Origin of the sequence: Photorhabdus antumapuensis, assembly GCF_020387775.1 — a bacterium.
Classification (GTDB): Bacteria; Pseudomonadota; Gammaproteobacteria; order Enterobacterales; family Enterobacteriaceae; genus Photorhabdus; species Photorhabdus antumapuensis.
This window is the reverse complement of sequence record NZ_JAHZMK010000041.1, coordinates 85993-110779: the sequence shown is the minus strand read 5'-3', so window position 1 is coordinate 110779 and position 24787 is coordinate 85993. Positions and strand designations below refer to the sequence as shown.

23 protein-coding genes are annotated in these 24787 nt (G+C 40.4%); 12 read left to right on the top strand and 11 right to left on the bottom strand.

Features of this window, described 5'->3' with window-relative positions:
• Positions 1-798 precede the first annotated feature (798 nt).
• The 5 genes from KZ793_RS16115 to yieE form a co-directional block, all read right to left on the bottom strand.
• On the bottom strand, positions 799-1599 hold the full coding sequence (locus KZ793_RS16115) for an ABC transporter ATP-binding protein (protein WP_225816257.1): 801 nt from the start codon (positions 1597-1599) through the stop codon (positions 799-801).
• Positions 1596-2681, bottom strand: a complete 1086-nt coding sequence (locus KZ793_RS16110) for a FecCD family ABC transporter permease (protein ID WP_225816256.1) — start codon at positions 2679-2681, stop codon at positions 1596-1598. The genes KZ793_RS16115 and KZ793_RS16110 overlap by 4 nt, the downstream gene beginning before the upstream one ends.
• A 25-nt stretch (positions 2682-2706) precedes the next feature.
• Positions 2707-3840: an ABC transporter substrate-binding protein gene (locus KZ793_RS16105; RefSeq protein ID WP_225816255.1), complete on the bottom strand. Its 1134-nt coding sequence runs from the start codon at positions 3838-3840 to the stop codon at positions 2707-2709.
• A 327-nt stretch (positions 3841-4167) separates the two neighbouring features.
• Positions 4168-5646 (bottom strand): amino acid permease, encoded by a 1479-nt coding sequence (locus KZ793_RS16100; RefSeq protein ID WP_225816254.1) that lies wholly within the window; start codon positions 5644-5646, stop codon positions 4168-4170.
• Positions 5647-5800: 154 nt separating this feature from the next.
• Positions 5801-6664 (bottom strand): DNA-binding transcriptional regulator YeiE, encoded by an 864-nt coding sequence (gene yieE / locus KZ793_RS16095; protein ID WP_225816253.1) that lies wholly within the window; start codon positions 6662-6664, stop codon positions 5801-5803.
• Between the two features lie 189 nt (positions 6665-6853).
• Between yieE and KZ793_RS16090 the strand changes: the two genes are divergently transcribed.
• Both KZ793_RS16090 and nfo read left to right on the top strand, forming a co-directional pair.
• Complete coding sequence (locus KZ793_RS16090; protein ID WP_225816252.1) at positions 6854-7936, top strand: YeiH family protein; 1083 nt, start codon at positions 6854-6856, stop codon at positions 7934-7936.
• 232 nt (positions 7937-8168) lie between these two features.
• Positions 8169-9011 carry a deoxyribonuclease IV gene (gene nfo / locus KZ793_RS16085; protein ID WP_225816251.1) on the top strand — a complete coding sequence of 281 codons (843 nt, stop codon included), beginning with the start codon at positions 8169-8171 and terminating at the stop codon, positions 9009-9011.
• Between the two features lie 19 nt (positions 9012-9030).
• Here the strand turns inward: nfo and fruK are convergent, their stop codons facing one another.
• Entirely contained in the window at positions 9031-9969 is a 939-nt protein-coding gene (gene fruK, locus KZ793_RS16080) for a 1-phosphofructokinase (protein WP_225816250.1), read from the bottom strand.
• A 205-nt stretch (positions 9970-10174) separates the two neighbouring features.
• On the opposite strand from fruK, the gene KZ793_RS16075 reads away from it, so the two are divergent.
• The 3 genes from KZ793_RS16075 (at position 10175) to yeiP (ending at position 12673) form a co-directional block, all read left to right on the top strand.
• A complete protein-coding gene (locus KZ793_RS16075) occupies positions 10175-10594 on the top strand; it encodes a nucleotide triphosphate diphosphatase NUDT15 (RefSeq protein WP_225816249.1) in 420 nt (139 codons plus the stop codon).
• Between the two features lie 114 nt (positions 10595-10708).
• Positions 10709-11968 (top strand): tryptophan permease, encoded by a 1260-nt coding sequence (mtr, locus tag KZ793_RS16070; protein WP_225816248.1) that lies wholly within the window; start codon positions 10709-10711, stop codon positions 11966-11968.
• Between the two features lie 132 nt (positions 11969-12100).
• Positions 12101-12673, top strand: a complete 573-nt coding sequence (gene yeiP / locus KZ793_RS16065; RefSeq protein ID WP_225816247.1) for an elongation factor P-like protein YeiP — start codon at positions 12101-12103, stop codon at positions 12671-12673.
• Positions 12674-13029: 356 nt separating this feature from the next.
• On the opposite strand, the gene KZ793_RS16060 is transcribed toward yeiP, so the two are convergent.
• Entirely contained in the window at positions 13030-13374 is a 345-nt protein-coding gene (locus KZ793_RS16060) for a hypothetical protein (RefSeq protein ID WP_225816246.1), read from the bottom strand.
• Between the two features lie 408 nt (positions 13375-13782).
• On the opposite strand from KZ793_RS16060, the gene KZ793_RS16055 reads away from it, so the two are divergent.
• Both KZ793_RS16055 and mepS read left to right on the top strand, forming a co-directional pair.
• Positions 13783-14487, top strand: a complete 705-nt coding sequence (locus KZ793_RS16055) for a phosphatase PAP2 family protein (RefSeq protein ID WP_225816245.1) — start codon at positions 13783-13785, stop codon at positions 14485-14487.
• A 357-nt stretch (positions 14488-14844) separates the two neighbouring features.
• Positions 14845-15435: a bifunctional murein DD-endopeptidase/murein LD-carboxypeptidase gene (gene mepS, locus KZ793_RS16050; RefSeq protein WP_225816244.1), complete on the top strand. Its 591-nt coding sequence runs from the start codon at positions 14845-14847 to the stop codon at positions 15433-15435.
• A gap of 188 nt (positions 15436-15623) precedes the next feature.
• On the opposite strand, the gene KZ793_RS16045 is transcribed toward mepS, so the two are convergent.
• Entirely contained in the window at positions 15624-15968 is a 345-nt protein-coding gene (locus KZ793_RS16045; protein WP_118986286.1) for a YejG family protein, read from the bottom strand.
• 562 nt (positions 15969-16530) lie between these two features.
• Here KZ793_RS16045 and KZ793_RS16040 point away from each other — a divergent pair.
• Complete coding sequence (locus KZ793_RS16040; RefSeq protein WP_225816243.1) at positions 16531-16791, top strand: hypothetical protein; 261 nt, start codon at positions 16531-16533, stop codon at positions 16789-16791.
• 194 nt (positions 16792-16985) lie between these two features.
• Here KZ793_RS16040 and KZ793_RS16035 read toward each other — a convergent pair whose 3' ends face one another.
• Both KZ793_RS16035 and rsuA read right to left on the bottom strand, forming a co-directional pair.
• Positions 16986-18170: a Bcr/CflA family multidrug efflux MFS transporter gene (locus KZ793_RS16035; RefSeq protein ID WP_225816242.1), complete on the bottom strand. Its 1185-nt coding sequence runs from the start codon at positions 18168-18170 to the stop codon at positions 16986-16988.
• A 43-nt stretch (positions 18171-18213) separates the two neighbouring features.
• Entirely contained in the window at positions 18214-18915 is a 702-nt protein-coding gene (rsuA, locus tag KZ793_RS16030) for a 16S rRNA pseudouridine(516) synthase RsuA (RefSeq protein ID WP_225816241.1), read from the bottom strand.
• Positions 18916-19195: 280 nt separating this feature from the next.
• Here rsuA and KZ793_RS16025 point away from each other — a divergent pair, with 280 nt between their 5' ends.
• Both KZ793_RS16025 and rplY read left to right on the top strand, forming a co-directional pair.
• Positions 19196-20953 (top strand): DEAD/DEAH box helicase, encoded by a 1758-nt coding sequence (locus KZ793_RS16025; RefSeq protein WP_225816240.1) that lies wholly within the window; start codon positions 19196-19198, stop codon positions 20951-20953.
• Between the two features lie 145 nt (positions 20954-21098).
• Positions 21099-21383: a 50S ribosomal protein L25 gene (rplY, locus tag KZ793_RS16020; protein ID WP_225816239.1), complete on the top strand. Its 285-nt coding sequence runs from the start codon at positions 21099-21101 to the stop codon at positions 21381-21383.
• A 72-nt stretch (positions 21384-21455) separates the two neighbouring features.
• Here rplY and yejK read toward each other — a convergent pair whose 3' ends face one another.
• Entirely contained in the window at positions 21456-22460 is a 1005-nt protein-coding gene (gene yejK / locus KZ793_RS16015) for a nucleoid-associated protein YejK (RefSeq protein WP_225816238.1), read from the bottom strand.
• A gap of 272 nt (positions 22461-22732) precedes the next feature.
• On the opposite strand from yejK, the gene KZ793_RS16010 reads away from it, so the two are divergent.
• Entirely contained in the window at positions 22733-22960 is a 228-nt protein-coding gene (locus tag KZ793_RS16010) for a YejL family protein (RefSeq protein ID WP_225816237.1), read from the top strand.
• Between the two features lie 32 nt (positions 22961-22992).
• A complete protein-coding gene (gene yejM / locus KZ793_RS16005; RefSeq protein ID WP_225816236.1) occupies positions 22993-24732 on the top strand; it encodes an LPS biosynthesis-modulating metalloenzyme YejM in 1740 nt (579 codons plus the stop codon).
• Positions 24733-24787: the final 55 nt, after the last annotated feature.

Sequence of the window (24787 nt, the reverse complement as noted above, 5' to 3'; positions counted from 1 at the left end):
TTATTATTTTATTATTTTATTAGTTTACTTATATCTTATTGCCATAAGACACAAGACAATATCCCCTATTAATTATAACAATCCATCTTATTAACTTATTCCATTTACTATCCTTCGCAGTAAAGAGTGAATCTCAGCATTAACCAGACAAAAAATGTAGCTTTCAAATACGGCCAGCTTTTAAATACACAGTAATACAAGGCAAATAAACTATTCCTCATACACGACGATGCACGTTCTGATTTTTGTGCGCATTCTGCGCCCAAACTTTATTAAAAATACAATTTAAACAATAGGTTAAAATAAACTCTCAATCTCTAGTTTTGAAATCAATACCGGTAAAATACCCCTCTGATAACTGTGTTTAATTCCTTACCATGTCACAAAGCAGTATTAATGTCATATACCCGTTATCTTTCAAGCTGCCTCTTTGTTGGCTGCACTCACTCACCCCGGTCACATAGTTCTCTATGCTCCCGGGGATTCGCTCCCTTGCCGTCGCGATGCAACTCGAAATCTATTAGGTATATACAGCCACCCAAGGTAATAATATTACGACAATATGTTTCTCGATATACCAACTAAGCGGCTCATTTAATAAAAATGAATAATCAACGCATACTAAGATAACGAGGACAAAATATTTGTGTAATTTTATCAGCTTATTAAAATCTTATTACTATAAAGTATAAAACTATATTTTTATTAACTATAATAATCTATCCTATTAAATCATTCTCATACTACCCTTTATAGCTAGGCATTACCCAGACAAAACTGTAACTTTTAAATAACAAGTTAAAATGAATTCTCACTCACTAGCTTTGAAACCAACCCATCAACTAATACCTGAGGAATACCCTGAGAACAACGTTCAATTCTGCCTTTGACACCATAAACTTGTGCCAGACTCTCTGGCGTAATAACCTGCTCAGGAGATCCCTCAGCAATTAAATGACCTTTTTGCAACATGAGTACATGGTCACCATGACGCAAAGCGATATTAATATCATGTACAACGACCACAGTAATCATATTCCGGCGATACGTTTCTTGTGCCACCAACGCCATTACGTGATATTGATAATTTAAATCCAGCGCACTAAGCGGTTCATCTAACAATAATAACGTTGGCTTACGAATTAACGATTGCGCCAATCCAACCAATTGCTTTTGACCGCCAGATAACTGATCTAAATAACATAACGCCAGGTGTTCAATCCCTAACTGACGTAACAACAACATCACTTCTTCTTCACTGGTTTCAGAATGACGCCCTCCAGATGCCCGTTGAGCGACGATAATCGATTCCAATACATGCAAATGAACACCAGCGGGTAAGCTTTGTGGTAAATAAACCACATTTTCCGAGCGCTGGACAAAACTCATCTTCATCAAATCCTGACCATCAAGCCAGAGCTGACCTCTCGCACGATTTAAACCTGCCAGAGAACGCAGAAGTGTTGATTTACCGCTACCATTTGGCCCCAACAGCACCGTAATTTTCCCTCGGGGCAACGGAGAAACATTCAGATCCTCAATAACCGAATGTTTCGGATAACCCGCAAAGAAATTATTAATGGTTAATCCCGGGCTCATATATTCCCCCTATGACGTAAAATTATGCTCAGGAAGAATGGAACCCCAACTAACGCAGTAACGATCCCAACAGGAATAACAATACCTGGGATCAGGTTTTTCGAAGCGATGGACGCCATAGATAACACCAATGCACCAATCAGGGCACTGGCCGGTAAATAGAAACGATGATCTTCACCAAACATCATGCGGGCAATATGTGGCGCAATTAAACCGATAAAGGCAATTGGCCCAACAAATGCAACGGCTAAAGCGGCAAGAATACTGATACGCAATAACGTCCCCAAGCGCAGACGACGAACATCAATACCAAAACTGATTGCACGATCTTCACCCAAGCGTAGCGCTGTCAGTTTCCAAGCATTCATCATTGAAATAGGAAAAACGGCTGCAAACACCAACAACATAACACCCAGTTTTATCCAGGTTGCTCTGGCAAGGCTACCCATTGTCCAGAGTACCAACCCCTGAAGGGTATCTTCCGTTGCAATAAACTGCATCATGGAAACCAATGCTTCAAAGGTAAAGACTAATGCAATACCAAATAATACGACCCCAGACGTAGCAACTCGTGTCCAACGAGTAATCGTATCCAGCACCAACGCTGCCAACAAAGCGAAAATGAAAGCATTCGCAGAGATGAACCATTGATCAGGCACGCCTGGAATACCAATACCAGATACAATCGCCAACGCAGCACCAAATGCAGCCGCCTGAGCAACCCCTAAAGTAGAGGGACTGGCTAATGGGTTATTTAAGATCGTCTGCATTTCTGCGCCAGCCAGCCCAAGAGACAAGCCAATCACTACCGCCATCAGGGCGTAGGGTAAACGGATATCCCAAACAATTACCCGCGTACCCGCATCCACACTCTCTGGCGACACTAAAGTCTGCCAGAGAGATGACAAAGATAAACCTGATGGCCCTATCATAAAATCTAATACCAGTGAAACACCAATAATCAGCACGATGAAGACCATCATCACAATACGGCGGTGTAAAATATATCGGTAATGGACTTTTACATTGCTGTCATCTAATTGTTGTTTCACCATTGGCATCAGCTCGGTAGTGGCACTCATTATTTCCGTTACCTGTCTTCACTAATTACTTCTCACTGATCCAGTAAACTCCTGATGGATCAACTGCCAGGAATTTACTGTGTAATTCATTCAGTGTTTTCTGCGGATCTAAATCTGTAAATTTCTCAGGATAGAACCATTTAGCAAATACCTGAGTCGCTACCACACTATATGGAGAGTTATAGTAATTATGCCAAATCGCATAATCTCTGCCCTCTTTGACCGCAGTCAACGAGCTAATACCTTTACGTTCAGTCATTTGTTTCAGACTGGCTTTTGCTCGTTCAGGCGTAGATTGCGCTCCCAGTTTTACACCAGGTTCATTACTGTCTGGCGCTTTTGCCCCACTAGCAATGTAAATATAAGGGTCAACTGCAATGATTTTTTCGAGGTTCATATTACCAAGCACACCTGGTAGCAAGCCTTTAGCAATGTTTTTACCACCGGCCAAATCGATAAAGTTACCCATATTACCGTCACCGGCAGTCGCACAGCAGTTTTCAAAAGCACCCGCTCTCAAATCGATAAATACTGTTGGTTTTTTCTCTTCCGGGATTTTATTGGTGATATCAGTCACCAGTTTTACATTTTTCTCGTAAAAATCGGCATATTCTGTCGCTTGTTTTTCACGATTTAATACTTTACCTAGCATACGAATACTCGGTAGCGTGTTCTTTAACGGCTCAGTACGAAAATCAACAAATACAACCGGAACACCGGCCTTTTCAAGTTGAGCAACCAATTCGCTGTTTTTACCAGGACCATGACCAGACAAGCCAAAAATAGCGATATCTGGATTAAGAGTTAACACCTTTTCAGAGCTGACACTATCAGCACTGGTGTTACCAATCAAAGGAACCTTGTCAATCTCAGGGAATTTAGCTTTATAGACGGCGTAAGACTGAGGGTCCAATTTACGGAAATCACCTTGCCAACCCGCGATACGGGCCAGTGGTTTATCGCCTTCAAGTAAAGCGATAGCATGGAACAAACGACCTTCGCCCAACAAAATACGATTTACATTCTCAGGAACTTCAACAGTACGACCAACTATATCGGTGACCGTTTCCGCCCATGATGCGAAGCTTGCCACGACTGCCGAACCCGCTAACAGGCCGACACTGATACTCTTTGCTATGGTTCGAGACCTCAATTTCATTTTGTTAGCCCTTTCATATTAATAATTATGGCACTAACAATAGGACAGATGAGAATACTTATCAATATGATCTACACAAATTTTAGTAAATCACGTGATTCATTGTATGATTAACGCTATGAAAAATAAAAAATACTCATTTGATCACAAAATGGGTATTTTCTTTTAATTTCTTATCAAGAACGGCTTATCTGCTTAAATAAATAAAACATTAAGATAATAATAAACTAATCGTGAATCGAATTAAAAAAACCATAAAACCAAGCCGGTAGGAATTTTTTCAAAGATTCCTACCGGCCTGTTAATCACGATTTAACGTATTCACATTCACTGATTCGCGATATCAGGAAATTTCATCTCGCTATATTTAATAAAGTGAGTTTTCCTAACTAGTTTGTAACCAAGCCAAATCAACAGGAATAGTGGAATACCAATATAAGTTGCAGTTACACCATACCAATCAATTTTATCTTGTAGAAATGCCTGATAATTCTGTCCCAATGTGATGGTCAGACACAAAACAAACGCAAAGATTGGGCCAACCGGGAAAAATCCTGAACGATAAGGTAATCTACTTAAATCCAACCCCTGAGCTATATAACCACGGCGGAAACGATAATGGCTAATTGCAATCCCCAACCATGCAATAAAACCGGTCATCCCAGAAGTATTTAATAACCACAGATAGACGGTCTGGTTACCGTACATTGAACTGAGGAAACACAACGCAGCCACCACCGTTGTTGCATACAAGGCATTACGCGGTACACCACCTTCCGATAATTTGCCAAAAATCCTCGGTGCTTTACCCTCTTTTGCCAATGTGAACAACATACGAGTCGATGCATACATACCTGAATTACCCGCAGACAACACAGCCGTCAAAATAACCGCATTCATCGCCGCCGCAGCGGATAACAAACCGGCGTTTTCAAATACCAACGTAAACGGGCTAACACTAATATCACCGACCTCATTACGCAGCAGGTTTGGATCAGTATAAGGAATAATCAGACTGATAATCAGGATTGCAAAAATATAGAACAGCAGAATACGCCAGAATACCTTACGTACAGCACTGGGAACATTTTTCGCCGGATCTTTTGATTCACCCGCCGCAATGCCAATTAGCTCGGTTCCCTGGAAAGAAAACCCAACTATCATTGCCACGCCAATCATGGCAGAGAAACCACCAGCAAAAGGTGCATCACCCACAGTCCAGTTATGCCATCCAGCACCTTCTGCCCCTTTCATGATGCCGGCTATCATCAGTAATCCGACCACAATAAAAACAATAACCGTGCTGACTTTAATTAAAGAGAACCAGTATTCAGCTTCACCAAATCCTTTCACTGAAATAAAATTCAATAGGAAAATCAACGCGAGGAATAGTGCACTCCAAATCCAACCTGGTATATCTGGCAACCAGTATCCCATAACCAATTGAGCAGCAACCAAATCCACCGCGATAGTCACCGCCCAGTTGTACCAGTAGTTCCAACCCAAGGCAAAACCAAACCCTTCTTCAACATATTTGGAACCGTAAGTTGAAAAAGAACCGGAAACCGGCATATAAGCGGCCAGTTCACCCAAACTGGTCATCAGGAAATAAACCATCAAGCCAATTAATGCATAGGAAAGTAATGCTCCGCCAGGCCCTGCCTGTGAAACTGTCGCACCTGAAGCCACGAATAATCCGGTGCCTATTGATCCGCCAATGGCAATCATAGCCAGATGCCGAGCCTTCAATTCACGTCGCAAATGTTGTACGGGTTTCTGGGAAACACTTTTTTGTTGTTGAGACATTCTGTTCCTGTTAGCTGCGAATAAATCTGATGGCGGATTGTAACAAATCCTCACTATCAAAATAGCGAGGAAGCGCTGTTATAAGATACCTTCATAATTTAGAGAAAATTATAAGTAACACAGCTAATTTTGGATTTTAAACAGAACGTAAAATTTATCGGCAATAACTGAGCAATTTTTGCAGTGCGATAGACATATGCTTTTGCCGATGATGAATCAGATACAATGTTCTGAAAAGTCTTAATTCTGGCACTTTTAACTCCAGTAAAGTACGATTTTGCAATTGATCTGCAACAACTCGTCTGGACAAGCAACTGATGCCCATACCAAATTTGACCGCATGTTTTATCGCTTCAGAATTTCCCAATTCCATCAAAATCTTGAACCCAGGCAAATGGGCAAACAGCAGATGATCCAGCACCTCTCTTGTACCCGATCCCCTCTCCCTTAATATCCATGATGCCTTAACTAAATCATCCAATTTTAGATCCTGTTTAGCTAGCGGATTTTCAGGAGAAGAAAAAACAACCAACTCATCCTCCATCCATAGCTGAGTTATCAACTCAGGACTATGACAGGAACCTTCTATCAAACCAAGATCAACACGGAATTCCAGCACAGAATTGATGACATCCTGCGTATTATTGATATTTAACTCTAGCGGCGTATCAGGAAAATCCTGACGATAATTTGCCAGCATTTCCGGCAACATATAATTACCAATGGTACTACTGGCAGCAATACGTAACGCTCCTAACTCCTGTTTGAATAACTGCTGAATTTCCCCTGCCTGCTCTAACAATGCCAGAGCCTTGGGATAGAGTAGACGGCCATGTTCATTAGTCACCAACCGCTTACCTACCCGATCAAAAAGCTGTACGCCAAGTTGGCTTTCCAGATCCGTTAGTGAGGCACTCACTGCGGACTGAGATAGCGCCAATTGCTGAGAGGCTTGCGTCGTTGAACCGCTTTTCAATACCTCAGTAAAAACTTCCAACTGCCTCAATGTGATGTGCATATTGCCCCGCAAAATATGGTGTCGGTCAAAATTAGCTAGTTTTAATTTTATACGGCAATAGACAACTTAACAAAAATCCACTTTCTTACCAATTTTTTCGATTATATATAAAAATATTATCAATTTTAATGATAAATTAGTCTGCTATATGCTTATGTTTAAAACATATAAGCAAAATGAGAAACATCTATGTCTGACATTCGTGCCGAAAAATCCAGCAAACAATCATCCATTCCCGGTATGAAATTAATACTTGGGTTAATATTAGCGGCAACACTTACTGCAATTTCAATATATGCCGGAAATATCCCGTGGTTTATTAATATGGGACTGGGCACATTAACACTGGCGATCCTTGCAGGGATCATTGCCGGTAATACTGTCTATCCTTTACTCAAACCTTATTGTGATGAGGGTATTCATTTCTCAAAACATTATCTTCTGCGAGCAGGAATTATTCTTTATGGTTTCCGTCTGACATTTCAACAAATTGCCGATGTTGGCATTACCGGCCTTCTGATTGATGCTGCTATGTTGTCTTCCACTTTCTTTATTGCAATTTGGCTAGGCAGATCACTCTTTGGATTAGACCAGCAAACGGTAATACTGATCGGTGCCGGTAGCAGTATCTGCGGTGCAGCAGCTATTATGGCAACGCAGCCGGTAGTGAATGCCCCTGCCAGTAAAGTTGCTGTTGCGGTATCGACAGTTGTCATCTTTGGCACTATCGCTATTTTCATTTATCCGTGGTTTTATCAACTCAATGAGCATTATCAGTGGCTACCACTTACTCAGGAAACTTTCGGCATCTTTACTGGCTCCACCCTTCACGAAGTTGCTCAAGTTGTTGCTGTTGGGCATGCTATTAGCGATCAAACGGAAAACGCAGCCGTTATCAGTAAAATGATCAGGGTTATGATGTTGGCGCCATTCCTGTTGTTATTATCCCGTTACATTAGCCGTGCCCGCACTAAAAATGGAAGAAACCATCAGGAGAAAACACCAATGACTATACCCTGGTTTGCGGTGATTTTTATTGCAATAGCGGGTTTTAATTCTTTCAATTTACTGCCGGATGCAACAGTTAATTTTCTGATTAATATCGATACTATTATGCTTACTATGGCAATGGGAGCATTAGGTTTAACCACTCATGTGAGTGCCATCCGTCAGGCCGGATTTAAACCGATTTTATTAGCTCTAATTTTGTTTGTATGGCTGATGGCCGGTGGTTTTTTGATAAATCTTGGCATTCAACATTTGTTTGGCTGATCAGAATCCACACAGAGAAATTCCAGCAGCATATATACCTAATAGATTTCGAGTTGCAGCGCGGCGGCAAGTGAACGAATCCCCAGGAGCATAGACAACTATGTGACTGGGGTGAGTGAAAGCAGCCAACAAAGCAGCAGCTTGAAAGATGAAGGGTATAACCTTTCCGTTCTTAAGGTTCATTGAGTGATTGAACAATGCCATAATGACGTAAAATAAGAAGGAGAAAAATATGAAATTTGTTGGAGCACATGTCAGCGCTGCCGGCGGAGTTGATCAAGCGGTTATCCGGGCACACGAATTAAAAGCTACCGCCTTTGCCCTATTTACAAAAAATCAGCGCCAGTGGCATGCTCCACCTTTAGCCGCTGATGTTATCGATAAATTTAAAGAAAATTGTGAACGTTATGGATATGGCAGCCGACAAATTCTCCCTCACGATAGTTATCTGATTAATCTTGGTCACCCAGAAATTGAAGCACTGGAAAAATCCCGATTGGCTTTCATTGATGAGATGCAACGTTGCGAACAATTAGGGATCGATTTATTGAATTTCCATCCTGGCAGCCATCTCAATAAAATAGATGTGGATAAATGCCTGGCGCGTATTGCAGAATCTATCAATATTGCTCTCAATAAAACCCAAGGAGTCACTGCTGTTATCGAAAATACGGCAGGTCAAGGTACTAATCTGGGTTTCAAATTTGAACATCTGGCAGCAATTATTGATGGAGTTGAAGATAAAAGCCGAGTGGGTGTCTGTATTGATACCTGTCACGCCTTTGCTGCTGGCTACGATTTACGTACAGACGATGTTTGTAAACAAACTTTTCAACAGTTTGAAAAAATTGTTGGCTTTCAATATTTATGCGGAATGCATTTAAATGATGCCAAAAGTGAATTCGCCAGCCGTGTTGACCGACATCATAGCCTTGGAGAAGGAAATATTGGTAAAACACCTTTCAATTATATTATGAAAGATGCTCGTTTTGATGGTATTCCACTCATCCTTGAAACAATAAACCCAGATATTTGGCCGCAAGAAATTGCCTGGCTGAAATTACAACAAAATTAATTATTCTTTAATTAAAGCATTATCTAACGGGTATCAGTTCAACTTTAGCCATCATGGCAGCTAATTCAGGACGATTGCTGATACCCACATTAGGCTGGCTAACGGCAAGTGCAGATACAGCGGTCGCTAATCGCAACGTGTGTTCACTGGATTCCCGCATCAGCAAACCATAAACCAAGCCACCAACCATTGAATCACCAGCCCCAACAGTGCTAACGACTTTACAATGCGGTGGTTTCGCCAACCATGCTCCAGACGCATTAACCCATAATGCCCCCTGCTCACCCAAGGATATGACAACATGAGCAATTCCCTGATCCCTAAGTTGATGTGCCGCTATGATGATATCGGATAACTCAGGTAACAGACGCCCCGCCCATACTTCAAGCTCATGGCGATTCGGCTTCACTAACCAAGGGGATGCTTTTAACCCTGCAACCAATGCTTCACGGCTGCTGTCAAAAATAATGCATGGACAAAGCTGACGTAGACAAACCATCCAGTCGGTAAACGATTCAGCAGAGATACCAGCCGGTAAGCTACCACTCACAACAACCATATCAAACTGCCCAAGCCATGAAAGCGAATCATTAACAAATCCCGACCATTCAGCTTCACCGACATAAAAACCAGTGAAGTTAAAATCTGTCACTTCACCGTTTTCTTCTGTCAATTTGACATTAATCCGTGTTCTGCCCGGTACTAAATGAAAACGATTTACCATACCATTTTCATTGAAGAATTGTTGAAATCCTTCCTGATTTTCCTTACCCAAAAAACCACTCACCGTGACATCAATACCTAAGTCACGCAAAACTTTAGCAACATTATTGCCTTTTCCCGCAGCATGTAGTCCAGCGGTTTGCACTCGGTTGATCGCCCCCTTGACGATTTCCGGGCACAATCCTACCAAATCATAAGCAGGGTTTAAGGTGATAGTGGCAACTCTACGGCTCATTTTGCCCGATGTCTCCTAAGTAGATAATCATCATCATTACTATGAATTTTCAGTTCTATTTATATCACTAAAATTGAATCGTTTCAGTTAAATTCCATGCTTTATTGATCGTTGTCTTAAATTGATTTCTGGATAAGAATAGTATTGAATTTTTCTCAAAAAGAATCGTTAATTTATTGAAATTTAAATGAAAGGAATAAATCAAATGTCTGTCATTGTGGGTGTTGGCGTTGTTATTATGAACGAATATGGTCAAATATTACTCGGAAAACGTAGCAGTAAACATGCTCCATACTGGTCAATCTTTGGTGGTCATGTTGATGCCGGAGAAACTTTTGAGCAATGTGCAATCCGTGAAATTGCAGAAGAAACGGGTCTGACGATTCAATCACCAAAGGTCTATGGTATTTGTAATAACCTTCAAACTTACCAACAGGAAGGAAAACATACTATTTCAGTATGTTTACTAGCAAAATATCCAGGTGGTGAACCAAAATTGATGGAACCAAAAAAATGTGAACAGTTTATGTGGTGCGATCCCGATAATCTTCCTGAACCTCATTTTGAGGCCAGCCGGAATGCAATAAAAATGTGGCAAGAAAATAAATTTTATCTTACCGAATGAACTAACTTATGTTATTTCAATTTCAAATAATCCCTGATGGCATCTATTTACACTCTATAGACAAAAATGTATCTTTGAGCTAGTACAAAGAAACAATATACCAGCGGAGTTCATATGTCCATTCAGACAACTCAAAGTTTAAAACGCCCTCCCATACTGGGTGGTGCAATGATAATTGCCGGAACTGCTGTCGGTGCAGGAATGTTCTCTACTCCGATAGTGACTTCTGGTGTCTGGTTTACTGGCTCAATTATTCTGCTGGTTTACACATGGATGTGTATGTATTTTTCCGGCTTGATGATACTAGAAACCAACCTGAACTACCCATCAGGCGCAAGCTTCCATACCATGACTAAAGATTTACTCGGTAAAGGATGGAATGCAATCAATGGTATCTCTATTACATTCGTACTTTATATATTAACCTACGCCTATATTTCAGCAGGTGGCTCAATTATTGCCCTCAATTTTAAAAATATTATTCCAATATCACAGGCAAATGCTGGCCTTATTTTCGCCTTTATCGTTGCATTTATTGTCTGGTTATCAACTACAGCCGTCGATCGTCTGAGTACAATTTTAATCGGTGGTATGGTTATTACTTTTTTTATGTCGGTCGGCGGTATGTTTACCGAAGTTAAATATGCCATTTTATTTAATCAAACGGATGCTATATCAAACAACACCGCAACAAGTTATATGCCTTACGCCTTAGCCGCTCTACCTTATTTACTCGTTTCATTCGGATATCACGGCAACATCCCAAGTTTAGTAAAATATTACCATAAAGATAGCAAAGCCGTTATTCGCAGTCTGTTATTCGGCACGTTAATCGCATTAGCTATTTACATCTTGTGGCAATATGTCATTCAAGGAAATATTCCCCGCGAAACATTTAAACAGATTATTGCTGATGGCGGGAATATTGGTGATTTATTAAAACACATGGATAATACAATAAACAGTACAACCGTTCACCAGCTTCTCAATGCTTTCTTTTATATGGCATTAGCAAGTTCATTTCTTGGTGTCTCTTTAGGGCTATTTGATTACATAGCCGACTTCTTCGATTTTAAAGATAACAATACAGGCCGATTAAAATCTGCATTAGTGACATTTATTCCACCAACAACACTCGCTTTGCTGTCCCCCAATGGTTTTCTATATGCCATTGGTTTCGCTGGATTCGCTGCAACCATCTGGGCTGTCATTATTCCAGCACTTATGGCTCGGGCAAGTCGTCAGCGCTTCCCAGAAGCCAGTTACCGAGCACCAGGCGGGAAATTCCTCATTGGGTTCATCATTCTGTTTGGTTTGATAAATGCTATAGCTCATATTTTGTCCTCTCTTGATTTATTACCTGTGTATCGTTGATATATAAGGCATTCTTACTACAACCCCAATGTAAAAAAACAGTGGGGTTTTTTAATCCCTACTTGCCTAATGTCTTGACTGCGAGTAATTTTGTCGCCGATTATTCTCTTGCGGTTTTATGGAAGGTTACATATGGCTAAAGCCAACGAAATTAAACGCGGTAGTGCCGTCAGTTATAATGGTAAGTTACTGCTAGTCAAAGATATTGATATTCAAGCGCCAAGCGCCCGGGGAGCTAGCACATTATATAAAATGCGCTTTACTGATATCCGCACCGGTCAGAAAGTGGAAGAACGTTTCAAAGGCGATGATATCCTTGATACGATCAGCCTAACTCGTCGTAGCGTTAACTTTTCCTACATTGATGGCGATGAATATGTTTTCATGGATGATGAAGATTTCACACCTTATCACTTTAAAAAGGAACAAATCGCAGAAGAGCTGTTATTTATTCCTGAAGGTGGCCTGCTTGGTATGCAAGTTCTGACAATAGAGGGACAAGTCATTGCCCTTGAACTACCACAAACAGTCGATATGATTATTGAAGAAACAGCCCCTGGAATTAAAGGCGCTTCAGCCAGTGCACGGACAAAACCTGCCAAAATGAGCACCGGACTCACCGTGCAAGTACCTGAATATATCAGTAGCGGGGAAAAAATCCGTATTCATATTGCAGAACGTCGCTATATGGGACGTTGCGATTAACAATATTAGCTAATTCTGAGTTGCCCGGTATAAAACAGGGCAACTCACTTCTTACTTATTCCATTCATTAAATCAGTCACCTGCTTTCCATTAGCATTTATGGCATAATTTAAATTCCCAAATAAAATATAATATATACCTAATAGATTTCGAGTTGCAGCGCGGCGGCAAGTGAATGAATCCCCAAGAGCATAGATAACTATGTGACTGGGGTGAGTGAAAGCAGCCAACAAAGCAGCGGCTTGAAAGATGAAGGGTATAAATCTGTCACTCATTCATTTTAGCTATAACAGATAAAATCCCGACTCTTCTTCAATTAAACATTGAAGAAATAACATGTAAAATTTCTCCTAACATCAATTATAGAAAATTGTAACAACACCAATTTTCTCTTTTCCTTTTATCCATTTAATCTCTGTTACACCCATTTGGTGTGGTAAATAAAAATAAATATCATTTTGCAAATCGAGCCTTCGTCGTTGGATAATCTTATGTCCTTTTCGCCAACAAGTGGTGTCAGCCCAGTTATCACGCCAATCAAAACGACACGGTGATTCAACGATCGCACCTGAAAAGCGAATAACCCCTGTACTTGATGTTGTTTCTGACTCACTATTGACAAGACTAGGAATCATCAGAAAAAAACAACCCATCATAACCCGGAACATAGACATAAAGCCCCCACCATAAAACAGCATCATTCGCTGCGATTTCCAAAAATGAAATCAATCTAGAAATCGGAAAAATTTATGAGTCTATGTATTGGTAACGGCTATTTTCGTTGTTTATTTATTATTTTTAGCGATTAAAACTGATTAAGATATTTATATCTTACAATATTAGAATTATCAGAAGTAATTCTCAATAAATTAAGAATTTACAACCTTAAACACCCCAACATCACGCAATAAAATCCATAGAATTGAACAAGAATAGTTACCAAAGTAAATAAAAAAATGAAGGAAAAAGCACAAAGTAGATAAAAAAACAACGAATTAAATTACAGGTTCATCAAGAACTGTGACATTATTACTCAATATTTGTTATATTAACCCACATAATTGTAAGTTTAGTTACCACTTATCTTATTTTTAACAAATAGGTCTCCCATGACACGCAATCACCCATTTGCCATATTTATACTGAACCTGTTAGGGATCACTTTATTTCTCTCCTGGTATTTACCAGAGCATCATGGTTTTTGGCTCAAGATCGACTCTGCAATCTTCTACTTCTTTAATAAGAAATTAACATCAGGTTCAACATTCACAGAATTTGTAGCATTTGTGAATATCAGGGCCTTCGATGTCATTTCACTTTTATGTATGGGATTACTGTATTACAACGCTTTTCGTAAACAGAATTACGATGGCAAACGCAGATTATTCATGATTGGTTTGGTCATGATAATAAGCGCAGTTATACTTAACCAAATCGGTCATCTACTCCCTGTTATCCGTCCAAGCCCGACATTAACCTTTGATCATGTCAATCGTATTAGCGAAATGACCAATCTGGTAACAAAAGATGCATCAGGCGATAGCTTTCCAGGCGATCACGGATTAATGCTCCTAATTTTTAGCTGCTTTATCCTTCGATATATCTCAGGTAGAGCATTCTGTATTGCATTACTAATTATGGTAATATTTGCGTTACCTCGCATCATGGCAGGAGCGCACTGGTTTACTGATATTGCAGTTGGTTCTTTATCTCTAGTGCTAATCGGAACAAGTTGGCTATTATTAACACCATTAAGTGACATAATGATTAACTGGCTGGATAAGAATCTACCACAAATTGGTCGCCCAATTTAAGATCTTTCCCATAAACTCTTTTTACTGAATAATATTGGAAAGGTATTCAACCTTCCCAATAGCTCATAAAACCCACATAGATAACATAAATTAGCAACACTCCTGATCTCTCCTACTTAGAAATCTAATTTTTTGTAAATTATGTCATTAAATACTCGCCTTTTCCTGATTGTTTCTGTACTCTCGGTTTGAATAACATTTATTGTAAATATCGTTATAAAACGTGGCATCAGACGCGTTTTTTCACCAAACGCGTTGTTTATTCATTGTTTTTTCTAACACCAGGCTTCGAAGCGTTTGATATTTTTCAATAATAGCGACCAACTAAGGTAAGGATAGCAAGGGAAAACAAAAATAATGGTCAAGTCTCAACCGGCTCTGAGATACATTACGCGGCTGATACCCGCGCTGTTCGTAGCGATCACCTTATCCGCGTGCAGCTCACCAGATTCATCAAGGTTTCGTAACACACAAGCTGATACGCATGCAGTAAACGGTAAGAACGGCTTCTTACTTCAAGCGTCTCAGGATGAATTCGAAGCACTCGTTCGTAATCTGGATATAAAATCTAAAATTCTTAGCCAATACAATGGCTGGAAGGGGGTTGCCTATAGACTCGGTGGCGAGACTAAACGCGGTATAGATTGTTCTGCCTTTGTTCAACGTACTTTCCGTGACCAGTTTGGTATGGAACTGCCACGTTCAACATTTGAACAACAAAATATTGGCAAAAAAATCGACCGTTCAAGATTACGCCCTGGTGATTTAGTTTTATTCAAGACAGGTGCCCGTACCAGGCATATTGGTATCTATGTTGGCAATGACCAATTCGTTCATGCCTCTACTAGCAATGGTGTAATCGTTTCCAGGTTAAACAGTACATACTGGAGCAAACGTTATTATGGTGGTCGCCGGGTCATCAGCAATCGTATAACGCCTAACGGCTAAAAATTTTTCCCTTGCCCCCACAAAAAAGCGCTCCCATCAAAGGAAGCGCTTTTCGCGTTTATACCCTCCATCTTTCAAGCTGCTGCTTTGTTGGCTGCTTTCACTCACCCCAGTCACATCGTTATCTATGCTCCTGGGGATTCGTTCACTTGCCGCCGCGCTGCAACTCGAAATCTATTAGGTATAGATCAGAATGGATAAAGCGCTGTTATCTTTTCAGCAATGGCAGCGCCAAGTGTCTTCAAACGACACATAACCGCACTTTCATCTTCACTATTAATAAATAAGCACGGCTGACCTTCCAACTCAATCACAGTGCTTCCAATTTGCATATCAGCGAGTGATTGCTGTAATTTTTGCATAACATTCCACGCAGCCCCGTCTTCATGGCTGAGTAACTTCAACCCCATCAGGCTGCTTTCTGCATTCACTTCATCAACCGGAAGCGGCTCAACTTTGATACCCGCAAAACCGGGTGACCACCTGTAACTTTGCGGCAGCCGATGTACTACCGAAAGCTGAATATTATTCACGAATCATTCCTACCTGAAAGAACATAGATACAAAAGTTAAAGTTAGCGGCTATCTTCAGGTGTTCTACTCGCCAAAACCGAATAACTAACCCCCAAAAAAGGTAAACGAAAAGTTAAATTTGTGTTTATAGTATTACATTAATTCCAAATTTCACCTTAGAAAAAGTGAGATCAATCTCTCATTTCTCATATATTTATACTTTTTTTAAAGAAAACTCAACTAATTTTTATGCAAAAACCCAACTTTATGTTTAATGATTGTTTACATATTTTATTTTTTCAACTCAACACTTTAACATAAAAATCAAATAAGAACTGTAAAAACAAATAGATAACAATGTGTTTTATAAGGTATAACTAATGACAACCTAATAATAACGCCATTTAATATTTTTTAATTTAACAAAAATACAACAATAACTTATAATTACCATCAATGCATCAATAGAAATTTATTCACACAGAAAAACATTTCGGAATTTCCTTATAGTAAAAAGTTAGCCTATCAACTCAACAGGCATATAAAAATCAGCAAATCCGCAACAGCAATAATAAAAAAATAATGAAGCAACAACAGTTTTACCTCGCCATAAATAGATCAGTATCACCATTTATAGCTATTAAGCATAACCAGTTGTTCAATTCCCCCAGAATATTTAGGCAAAATATTCTCTTTAATAACATTATCGTTTTTAATGATAATATTAGTGATACAGAAAATGCTGCTGATACCAAAAAACCATTACAACTTCATTGCTTAATGGCAAATCCTAGAATAGCAAAAAAAATAGCACAATCTTCTGATCTAATTGGTTATTTTTAATAAATAATATTAAATTTTACCCCTGTCAATCAAGAATATATCAACGAAGGTAGATATATATTTTAGAATAAAAAAACTCCTCAACAATCTCGCCTAAAATTACAACCAGACAACATCATCAAAAATATTTTTCGCTTACCATAATTTTCTTTTTAAGGAAAAGGCTGCACGTGAAAACAGCCTTCTGTTTTTATTTACCGCCTCTTTTTTGCGTATATAATAAGCAACACAGCCAAAATAACAGATAAAACCATAGAGCCAACCATTGGCCAGGCATTACGTGCAGGTAACATGGCAAGTAATATACCAACCAAGGCACTAATACCAAAACGAATTGTACCCGCCAATGAAGACACCGTTCCGGCCATATGTGGATAATCATCTAAAACCACCGCCATGACATTGGATGTAATCATTGCAATACCACATACATAAGCTGCAACACCGATGACCAGAGCAGTAAAACCAAAATCGAGGGCGGTAGACAGTAGCAACCAAATCCCCATCATAAACTGCACACTCAAACCACAATACATCATCTTCAACGCACCAAAGCGCCGGACATAGCGACTATTTATTGTCGTCATCACAAACAGAAATACGATGTTAAGCGCAAAGTAATAACCAAAGTGCTGAGGCGAAACACCATTCAACTCAATATAAACAAATGGCCCTGCACTAAGAAAAGAGAACATTCCCGCAAATGAAAAACCGCTGGCAAGCATGTAGCAAAATACACGACGCTGGCGAAATAACATAATAAACTGACTTACAGTTGTACGAAGATGAAATTTTTGTCTTTTCTCTTTTGGCAAAGTCTCTCTTATAAAGAAAGCGACAAGGAATACGGCAATAACAGAAGTTACCGCAATACTCCAGAAAATCGCATGCCATGTGAACCAAATCATTATCATGCCACCAAGAATTGGTGCAATTAATGGGGCAATAGTCATTACCAATATCACAAAAGACATGCTACGAGAGAATTCGTCTTTGGTGAACAAATCTCGCATTAGCGCATTAATGACAACACCCGCTGCGGCGGCGGAGAATCCATGCAAAAAGCGCATATAAATAAAATCATCAATATTCTGTACCATTGCACACGCAGCTGAAGCTAGGGCAAATACAGTCACCCCGCCTAGAATAACCGGCTTACGCCCCAAACTGTCAGCCATTGGACCATATACCATCTGACCGATAGCAAAACCAAAAATATAGCTGCTCAGCGTCATCTGAACCTGTCCGCTATCTACACCGAAATCCTCGGCAACAGTAGGCAAACTCGGCAAATACATATCAATGGCAAGGGGCATTAACATAGAAAGCAGCCCAAGGATTAAAATCAATCCAAAATAGGATGATCGTTGTTGTTGCACGTATATTGCTCCAATAATTTAAAATAATTAACTAAAACCAAGATTAAGGAAGATTGACACTGGCAATTTCTTGCTCAGTTAATGATCGGTACTCTCCTGGCTCCAGTTCAGGATCTAAGATGATTTCACCGATTCGCTCACGATGAAGCTCGGTTACCCGATTACCTACCGCTGCAAACATGCGTTTTACCTGATGGTAACGCCCTTCACTAATCGTCAGGCGGGCTACTTGAGGTTCCAGAATTTCCAGTTGAGCGGGTTTTGTCACTGTTTTTTCACCATTAAGTTGAACACCTGCAAGAAATTTATCCGCTGTCTCTGCTGCAACTGGACATTCAAGTATGACTAGATATGTTTTTTTACAATGATGTTTTGGGGCAGTAATACGATGAGACCATTGACCATCATCAGTTAGCAAAACCAGACCGGTGGTATCCATATCCAACCTACCCGCCGTATGTAATTTATGCGCTGCTGGCTCATCAATAAAATAGAGCACCGTCGGATTTATCGGATCATCGGTGGAACAGACATACCCCTGTGGTTTATTTAACATAAAATAACGAGGCCCTTGTTGCTGTTCCAATAATGAACCATCAAACATGACCTGTTGCTCTGGAGTTAATTTATAAGCTCCGGTTTTTACAATCTCATCATCAACAGTGATACGCCCCGCACGCAACTCGCGTCCTACGTCATTCCGACTGATACCAAGCTGTTGTGACAAAAATTTATCCAATCGCATGGATGAAGACACCTGTATTAATTAATTTAAAAATGAACGTGATCCACTACTATTTTGGCACTACAACACAGAGCCACCAAAAAAAAGAAGATATGAAATGAGCCCAAAAGCTTTTAAAGCTAATCATAACTATGTTTACTATAAACAACAATTATCTATTTATTATAACCAGTTATAGTTTCACTCAATCAGATAATTATCTTACCTTGACTTCCGCCCACGGAAAATTGATAAGAAAAATGTTACTCTTTTGCGAATATTTTTCGGTTACGGAACGATTATGACTTTTACTTTACGTCCCTATCAGCAAGAAGCCGTGGATGCCACCGTTAATCATTTCCGGCACCACCATGAGCCTGCGGTCATTGTGTTACCAACTGGCGCAGGTAAAAGCCTGGTTATTGCTGAACTGGCAAAATTAGCTCGTGGGAGAGTATTAGTATTGGCTCATGTAAAAGAATTAGTTGCACAGAATTACAGCAAATACTGCGCATACAGTTTACCAGCAGATATTTTTTCCGCAGGATTGCAGCAAAAACAAAGTGCAGGAAAAGTCGTGTTTGGTAGTGTGCAATCTGTCGCCCGTAATCTTGAACATTTTGCTAATCAATTCTCTTTGCTGATAATTGATGAATGCCACCGTATCAGTGATGATGAAAATAGCCAGTATCAGCAAATTATTCATCACCTTCGACAAAATAATCCACAACTACGTCTTCTTGGCTTAACAGCGACACCTTACAGACTGGCTATCGGCTGGATATATCAATATCACTATCACGGCATGATCCGTGGTGATGAAAACTGTTTTTTCCGTGATTGCATCTATGAATTGCCCCTGCGTTATATGATTAAACACGGTTTCCTGGTCCCGCCAAAACGGCTAGATATGCCTGTTATGCAATATGATTTCAGCCAAGTTCGCTCCAGTCAGCAAGGCATCTTCAATGAAACTGATTTGAACCACGAAATTAAACGACAAAAACGCATCACACCTCATATTATCAGACAAGTCATTGAATATTCCGCTGACCGCAAAGGCGTTATGCTTTTTGCTGCAACTGTCGAACATGCCAAAGAGATTTTTCAATTACTCCCTTCCGGCCAAGCCGCATTAGTCAATGCCGATACATCAACCGCTGATCGTGATCTGTTTATCGAAGCCTTTAAAACTCAGCAATTGCGCTATCTGGTTAACGTCGCCGTATTGACAACTGGATTTGATGCTCCCCATGTTGATCTGATAGTCATTCTGCGTCCTACTGAATCTGTCAGTCTATATCAGCAAATTATCGGTCGTGGTTTACGATTATTTCCCGGCAAAAAAGATTGCCTGATTCTCGATTATGCAGGAAACCCTCACGATCTCTACACACCAGAAGTTGGCAGCAATAAACCGGACAAACAGAGCCAACCGATTCAAGTATTCTGCCCTATCTGCAACTTTGCCAATATATTTTGGGGAAAATGTACCTCCGACGGTGAAATTATTGAGCATTTTGGCCGCCGCTGTCAGGGTTGGGAAAACGATCAATACGGCAAACGCCATCAATGTGAGTTCCGCTTTCGTTTTAAACTCTGCCCTCATTGCAATGCAGAAAATGATATTGCAGCGCGGCGTTGCCACAGTTGCCAAGAGGTGCTGGTTGATCCCGACGATATGTTGAAAGCCGCATTGAAGCTTAAAGATGCACTGGTACTACGTTGTGGTGGCATGCAACTCATCACTGAAACTGACAGTAAAGGCGAATGGCTGGAAATCATCTATTACGATGAAGATGGTACTGATGTTTCGGAACGCTTTCGGCTTACAACCCCGGCCCAACGACTAGCCTTTGAGCACCAATTTCTTCGTCAGCATCAACGTGCCCCGGCTATACCTTTTAACTGGAAAACCGCCTTAGATATCGTTCACCAGCAACCTTTATTACGTCATCCAGATTTTGTTGTCGCCCGTAAAAAAGGTCGATTCTGGCAGATTCGTGAAAAAATCTTTGATTACCAAGGGCGTTTCCGACGAGCAGACGAATTATATTAATAGGTTTAGATTAACCTATTCCATTTGCTGTAACTGCCATTTTTCGCTAGAATGCCGCCCGCTTGACACTATGTTAAGCCAAATCTCGAACCTGCTGCTGGGTCGCCTGTAGCAGGATTTATTTTCTTCTTAAAGAGAAAAAATAATGTTTACTATTAATGCAGAAGTACGTAAAGAGCAGGGCAAAGGTGCGAGCCGCCGCCTGCGTAGAGCTAACAAGTTTCCAGCTATCGTATACGGTGGCAACCAAGAGCCAGTTTCTATTGAACTGTCTCACGATCAGGTTATCACTATGGAACGCAAAGCTGAATTTTATAGCGAAGCTCTGACCCTGGTTATCGACGGTAAAGAGACTAAAGTTAAAGTGCAGGCTGTACAGCGCCATCCGTTTAAACCAAAACTGGCGCACATTGACTTCCTGCGTGCTTAATTAGCCACAGCCGAGCTTTTCGGGACGCCGAGTAAATAACGCCGCAAATGCGGCGTTATTTATTTTTTGGCCTCAATGATCACCTCTACGGCGCTGTAACTGGTCACGTAAATTTGGTGGCGTGCCTTTAATGGTTAAAGTATCCGTTGCCGGATCCCAGAAAATTCTTTCACCAAATAACATCGCATCGAAATTAATTGTTAATCCACCACCACTGCCAGCAAATTTAGTTAGCTGACGCAACGTACTGCGATCCGCCGGAAAACTCTCTTCCAATTCATATCCCTGATCCTGAGAAAACTGCTGAAAATTCTGCTCACCAAATGTGGGTAATGCCTGAGACAACGCCTTAATTTCAATTTCCTCTCCCGCCTGCAATTGATCATTACAATAGCCGTATACTTGCTGGCGATACGCTTGACGCTCATTCTTATTCAGCTCACCAGATTCACAATAATCATTAACTGCTTGTAGCAGTCCTTTATTCTGAACTTTAGCATTCATACCTTCACTAGCAGCGAGAAAATCCATAAAGAAATCTGAAACTTTACGCCCTACCCGGCCTTTCAAGAATGTTAAATAACGGCTTGATTCAGGATTAGCTTCCCACTCCGTCAAATCTATACGAGCAACAATATCAGCATGAGGAATATCCAGATAACGAGTGGTATTTAAATCCAGATTATCGTTAACAGACATACTGTTACAGCTATTAAGTACAGCAATCAATAAATACTCTACCGCCAGATAGCGATACTGACAAAACAGGACCGTCCCTCCCTCGGCAAACGGATATTTCGCCAGTTCATCCCTCAAACGTGCGGTTGCCGCACGACTGAACCCAAGAAAATCTTCATCACCTTTACGCTGATGTCTGAGTGCTTCTGCCAATTCACTCTCTTCATTAAATAAGCCGTAAGCTTTACTTTTTGCGCTGTATACTCGGTGTAATTCAGCCATCATATCTTCCACAACTTGATCGGTGGCGAGTAAAGAATCACGCAACACAACATCTAATGTCTGTTCATCACGCTTGATTAATTGATGCAAGGCAATCTGGTCTATTTGCAGACTCATTCTTTCTACTCCTTTCGCGGCTGACTTCATGCGTTTTTAAACACGCATTCAAACACCGATAACAAACGACTGCAATAAAAAACCCCGAAAGAAAATAACGTTTCATCATCTGCCATCAACTATAATTTGCTGACAGGTATCAAAAAATTGCTAAAAATAGGCTATTACTGCAACATAATCTTAACCGTGAATTAATTTGCCACAAAAGAGCAGAAAATCACGCATCTATACGGTAAGATAATGTGCTTTGTTAGTTCAGGAAGTTTAAATCTATGCCACAGTCATCTCGTTACAGTGACGAACACGTTGAACGTTTATTAACAGAACTCGTCAGTGTTCTGGAAAAAAACCATACGCCGACAGACCTTTCTTTAATGGTACTGGGCAATATGGTAACAAATTTAATCAATACGAGTATATCTCCTGCACAGCGCAGACATATTGCTGACTCGTTTGCACACGCGCTTAAATCTTCAGTAAACGAAGATAAAGCCCATTGATTTTTTAACTAAGACTACAACGTAAACAAAATATGGTGACTAGCCGTCAGCGTTATCGTGAAAAAGTTTCCCAAATGATTAGCTGGGGGCATTGGTTTGCCCTATTTAATATTCTGTTCAGTCTTGGATTAGGTAGTCGTTACCTGTTTGTTTCTGACTGGCCGAGCTCACTGTTCGGCCGAGTCTATGCTCTGGCTAGTTGGCTTGGGCATTTTAGTTTTATTGTTTTTGCCGCTTATTTGCTGATCCTGTTTCCACTGACATTTATTGTCATGTCACAGCGCCTGCTCAGGTTTCTTTCAGCCATTTTCGCCACCGCCGGGCTGACACTGTTAATATTCGATATTGCCATATACAACCGTTTCCATCTTCACCTTACACCTCTGGTGTGGGATTTAGTTATCAATCCTGATCAAGGGGAACTGGCGCGAGAATGGCAGCTAATGTTCATCTGTATTCCAGTCATTTTTCTGATACAGATGTTATTTGGTACCTGGAGTTGGCAGAAACTACGCAGCCTGAATCGGCAACGGTCTGGTAAGCCACTGGCTGCCGTCCTTATTTCGGCTTTTTTAGCTTCCCATTTGATGTATATCTGGGCTGATGCTAATTTTTATCGACCGATTACCATGCAACGTTCTAATCTGCCGCTCTCCTATCCAATGACAGCGCGTAAATTTCTTGAAAAACATGGTCTGCTCGATCAACAAGAATATCAACGCCGCCTTATGCAACAAGGTGATCCTGCTGCGCTGACCGTGGAATATCCACTTAATGATCTGACTTATCAGGATAAAGGAAGCGGACACAACCTGTTAATACTGGTAATTGATAAACTGGATAATAGAGATATTACCGAGAATATGCCTGCGCTCTCTCATTTCAGAGAAACCAGTATTCAGTTCAATCAACATTTCAGTACCGGGATTCAAAATGATACTGCTCTATTCGGGCTGTTTTATGGCATTTCTTCTGGTTATCTGGATGGAATACTGGCTGGACGTAAATCATCAGCCCTGATTAATGCCCTGACTCATCAAGGATATCAATTCGGTCTATTCTCTTCTGTAGGATTCAATACTCCTCTTTATCGTCATGCATTACTTTCCGACTATTCACTGCCCACTGAGATCAACCAAAGCAACCAACTCACGGTAGAACAATGGCAGCAATGGTTAAATTTACCCAGTACTAACACTCCGTGGTTCTCCTTCTTGAGGGTGAGTGGATTAGATAAAGTCGATGCACTTGGTAATGCTGCTACGCTTGATAATCCAATAAATACCGTATTAGAGACACTAAAAAGCAAAAATGCACTGAACAATACTGTCATTATTATTACCGCTGAACATAGTGAAATCGCCACTACACATCCACCTAGATGGATAAATAATGGCAGATTTAATCGTGCTCAGATGCATGTTCCACTGCTGATTCATTGGCCAGGAACACCATCACAGACAATTAGTAAACTGACAAGTCATCAGGACGTCATGACAACATTAATGCAACGTTTGTTACATGTTAGCAACACTCCTGCTGATTATTCTCAGGGCCAAGATCTATTTGCAGCACAGCGTGATAATCCGTGGGTGATTACCGGTGATGACGGCTCCTTGATCATTACAACCAGCGAAAATACCTTGTTCCTGGATAAAAATGGTGACTATCACCTATATGACCTGGAAGGCAACGAAATCAAAGATGCTAAACCCAATCTGGCGCAACTGTTACAGATACTAACCGAGGTTAAACATTTTATAGCCAACTAAATGCTTAAAAATCAATCAGTCACAAAATTCAGTGCTTGCTTTTAGGAAAAAAATC

What these genes read in the sequence shown, in the direction of transcription:
- KZ793_RS16100 (WP_225816254.1), bottom strand. Translation starts at nt 5,646, where the DNA reads ATGTCTCAACAACAAAAAAGTGTTTCCCAGAAACCCGTACAACATTTG.
- KZ793_RS16040 (WP_225816243.1), top strand. Translation starts at nt 16,531, where the DNA reads ATGAAGCAACAACAGTTTTACCTCGCCATAAATAGATCAGTATCACCA.
- KZ793_RS16025 (WP_225816240.1), top strand. Translation starts at nt 19,196, where the DNA reads ATGACTTTTACTTTACGTCCCTATCAGCAAGAAGCCGTGGATGCCACC.
- KZ793_RS16110 (WP_225816256.1), bottom strand. Translation starts at nt 2,681, where the DNA reads ATGAGTGCCACTACCGAGCTGATGCCAATGGTGAAACAACAATTAGAT.
- yeiP (WP_225816247.1), top strand. Translation starts at nt 12,101, where the DNA reads ATGGCTAAAGCCAACGAAATTAAACGCGGTAGTGCCGTCAGTTATAAT.
- yieE (WP_225816253.1), bottom strand. Translation starts at nt 6,664, where the DNA reads ATGCACATCACATTGAGGCAGTTGGAAGTTTTTACTGAGGTATTGAAA.
- nfo (WP_225816251.1), top strand. Translation starts at nt 8,169, where the DNA reads ATGAAATTTGTTGGAGCACATGTCAGCGCTGCCGGCGGAGTTGATCAA.
- yejK (WP_225816238.1), bottom strand. Translation starts at nt 22,460, where the DNA reads ATGAGTCTGCAAATAGACCAGATTGCCTTGCATCAATTAATCAAGCGT.
- KZ793_RS16060 (WP_225816246.1), bottom strand. Translation starts at nt 13,374, where the DNA reads ATGATGCTGTTTTATGGTGGGGGCTTTATGTCTATGTTCCGGGTTATG.
- mepS (WP_225816244.1), top strand. Translation starts at nt 14,845, where the DNA reads ATGGTCAAGTCTCAACCGGCTCTGAGATACATTACGCGGCTGATACCC.
- KZ793_RS16010 (WP_225816237.1), top strand. Translation starts at nt 22,733, where the DNA reads ATGCCACAGTCATCTCGTTACAGTGACGAACACGTTGAACGTTTATTA.
- KZ793_RS16075 (WP_225816249.1), top strand. Translation starts at nt 10,175, where the DNA reads ATGTCTGTCATTGTGGGTGTTGGCGTTGTTATTATGAACGAATATGGT.
- mtr (WP_225816248.1), top strand. Translation starts at nt 10,709, where the DNA reads ATGTCCATTCAGACAACTCAAAGTTTAAAACGCCCTCCCATACTGGGT.
- fruK (WP_225816250.1), bottom strand. Translation starts at nt 9,969, where the DNA reads ATGAGCCGTAGAGTTGCCACTATCACCTTAAACCCTGCTTATGATTTG.
- KZ793_RS16090 (WP_225816252.1), top strand. Translation starts at nt 6,854, where the DNA reads ATGTCTGACATTCGTGCCGAAAAATCCAGCAAACAATCATCCATTCCC.
- yejM (WP_225816236.1), top strand. Translation starts at nt 22,993, where the DNA reads ATGGTGACTAGCCGTCAGCGTTATCGTGAAAAAGTTTCCCAAATGATT.
- KZ793_RS16115 (WP_225816257.1), bottom strand. Translation starts at nt 1,599, where the DNA reads ATGAGCCCGGGATTAACCATTAATAATTTCTTTGCGGGTTATCCGAAA.
- KZ793_RS16105 (WP_225816255.1), bottom strand. Translation starts at nt 3,840, where the DNA reads ATGAAATTGAGGTCTCGAACCATAGCAAAGAGTATCAGTGTCGGCCTG.
- rsuA (WP_225816241.1), bottom strand. Translation starts at nt 18,915, where the DNA reads ATGCGATTGGATAAATTTTTGTCACAACAGCTTGGTATCAGTCGGAAT.
- rplY (WP_225816239.1), top strand. Translation starts at nt 21,099, where the DNA reads ATGTTTACTATTAATGCAGAAGTACGTAAAGAGCAGGGCAAAGGTGCG.
- KZ793_RS16055 (WP_225816245.1), top strand. Translation starts at nt 13,783, where the DNA reads ATGACACGCAATCACCCATTTGCCATATTTATACTGAACCTGTTAGGG.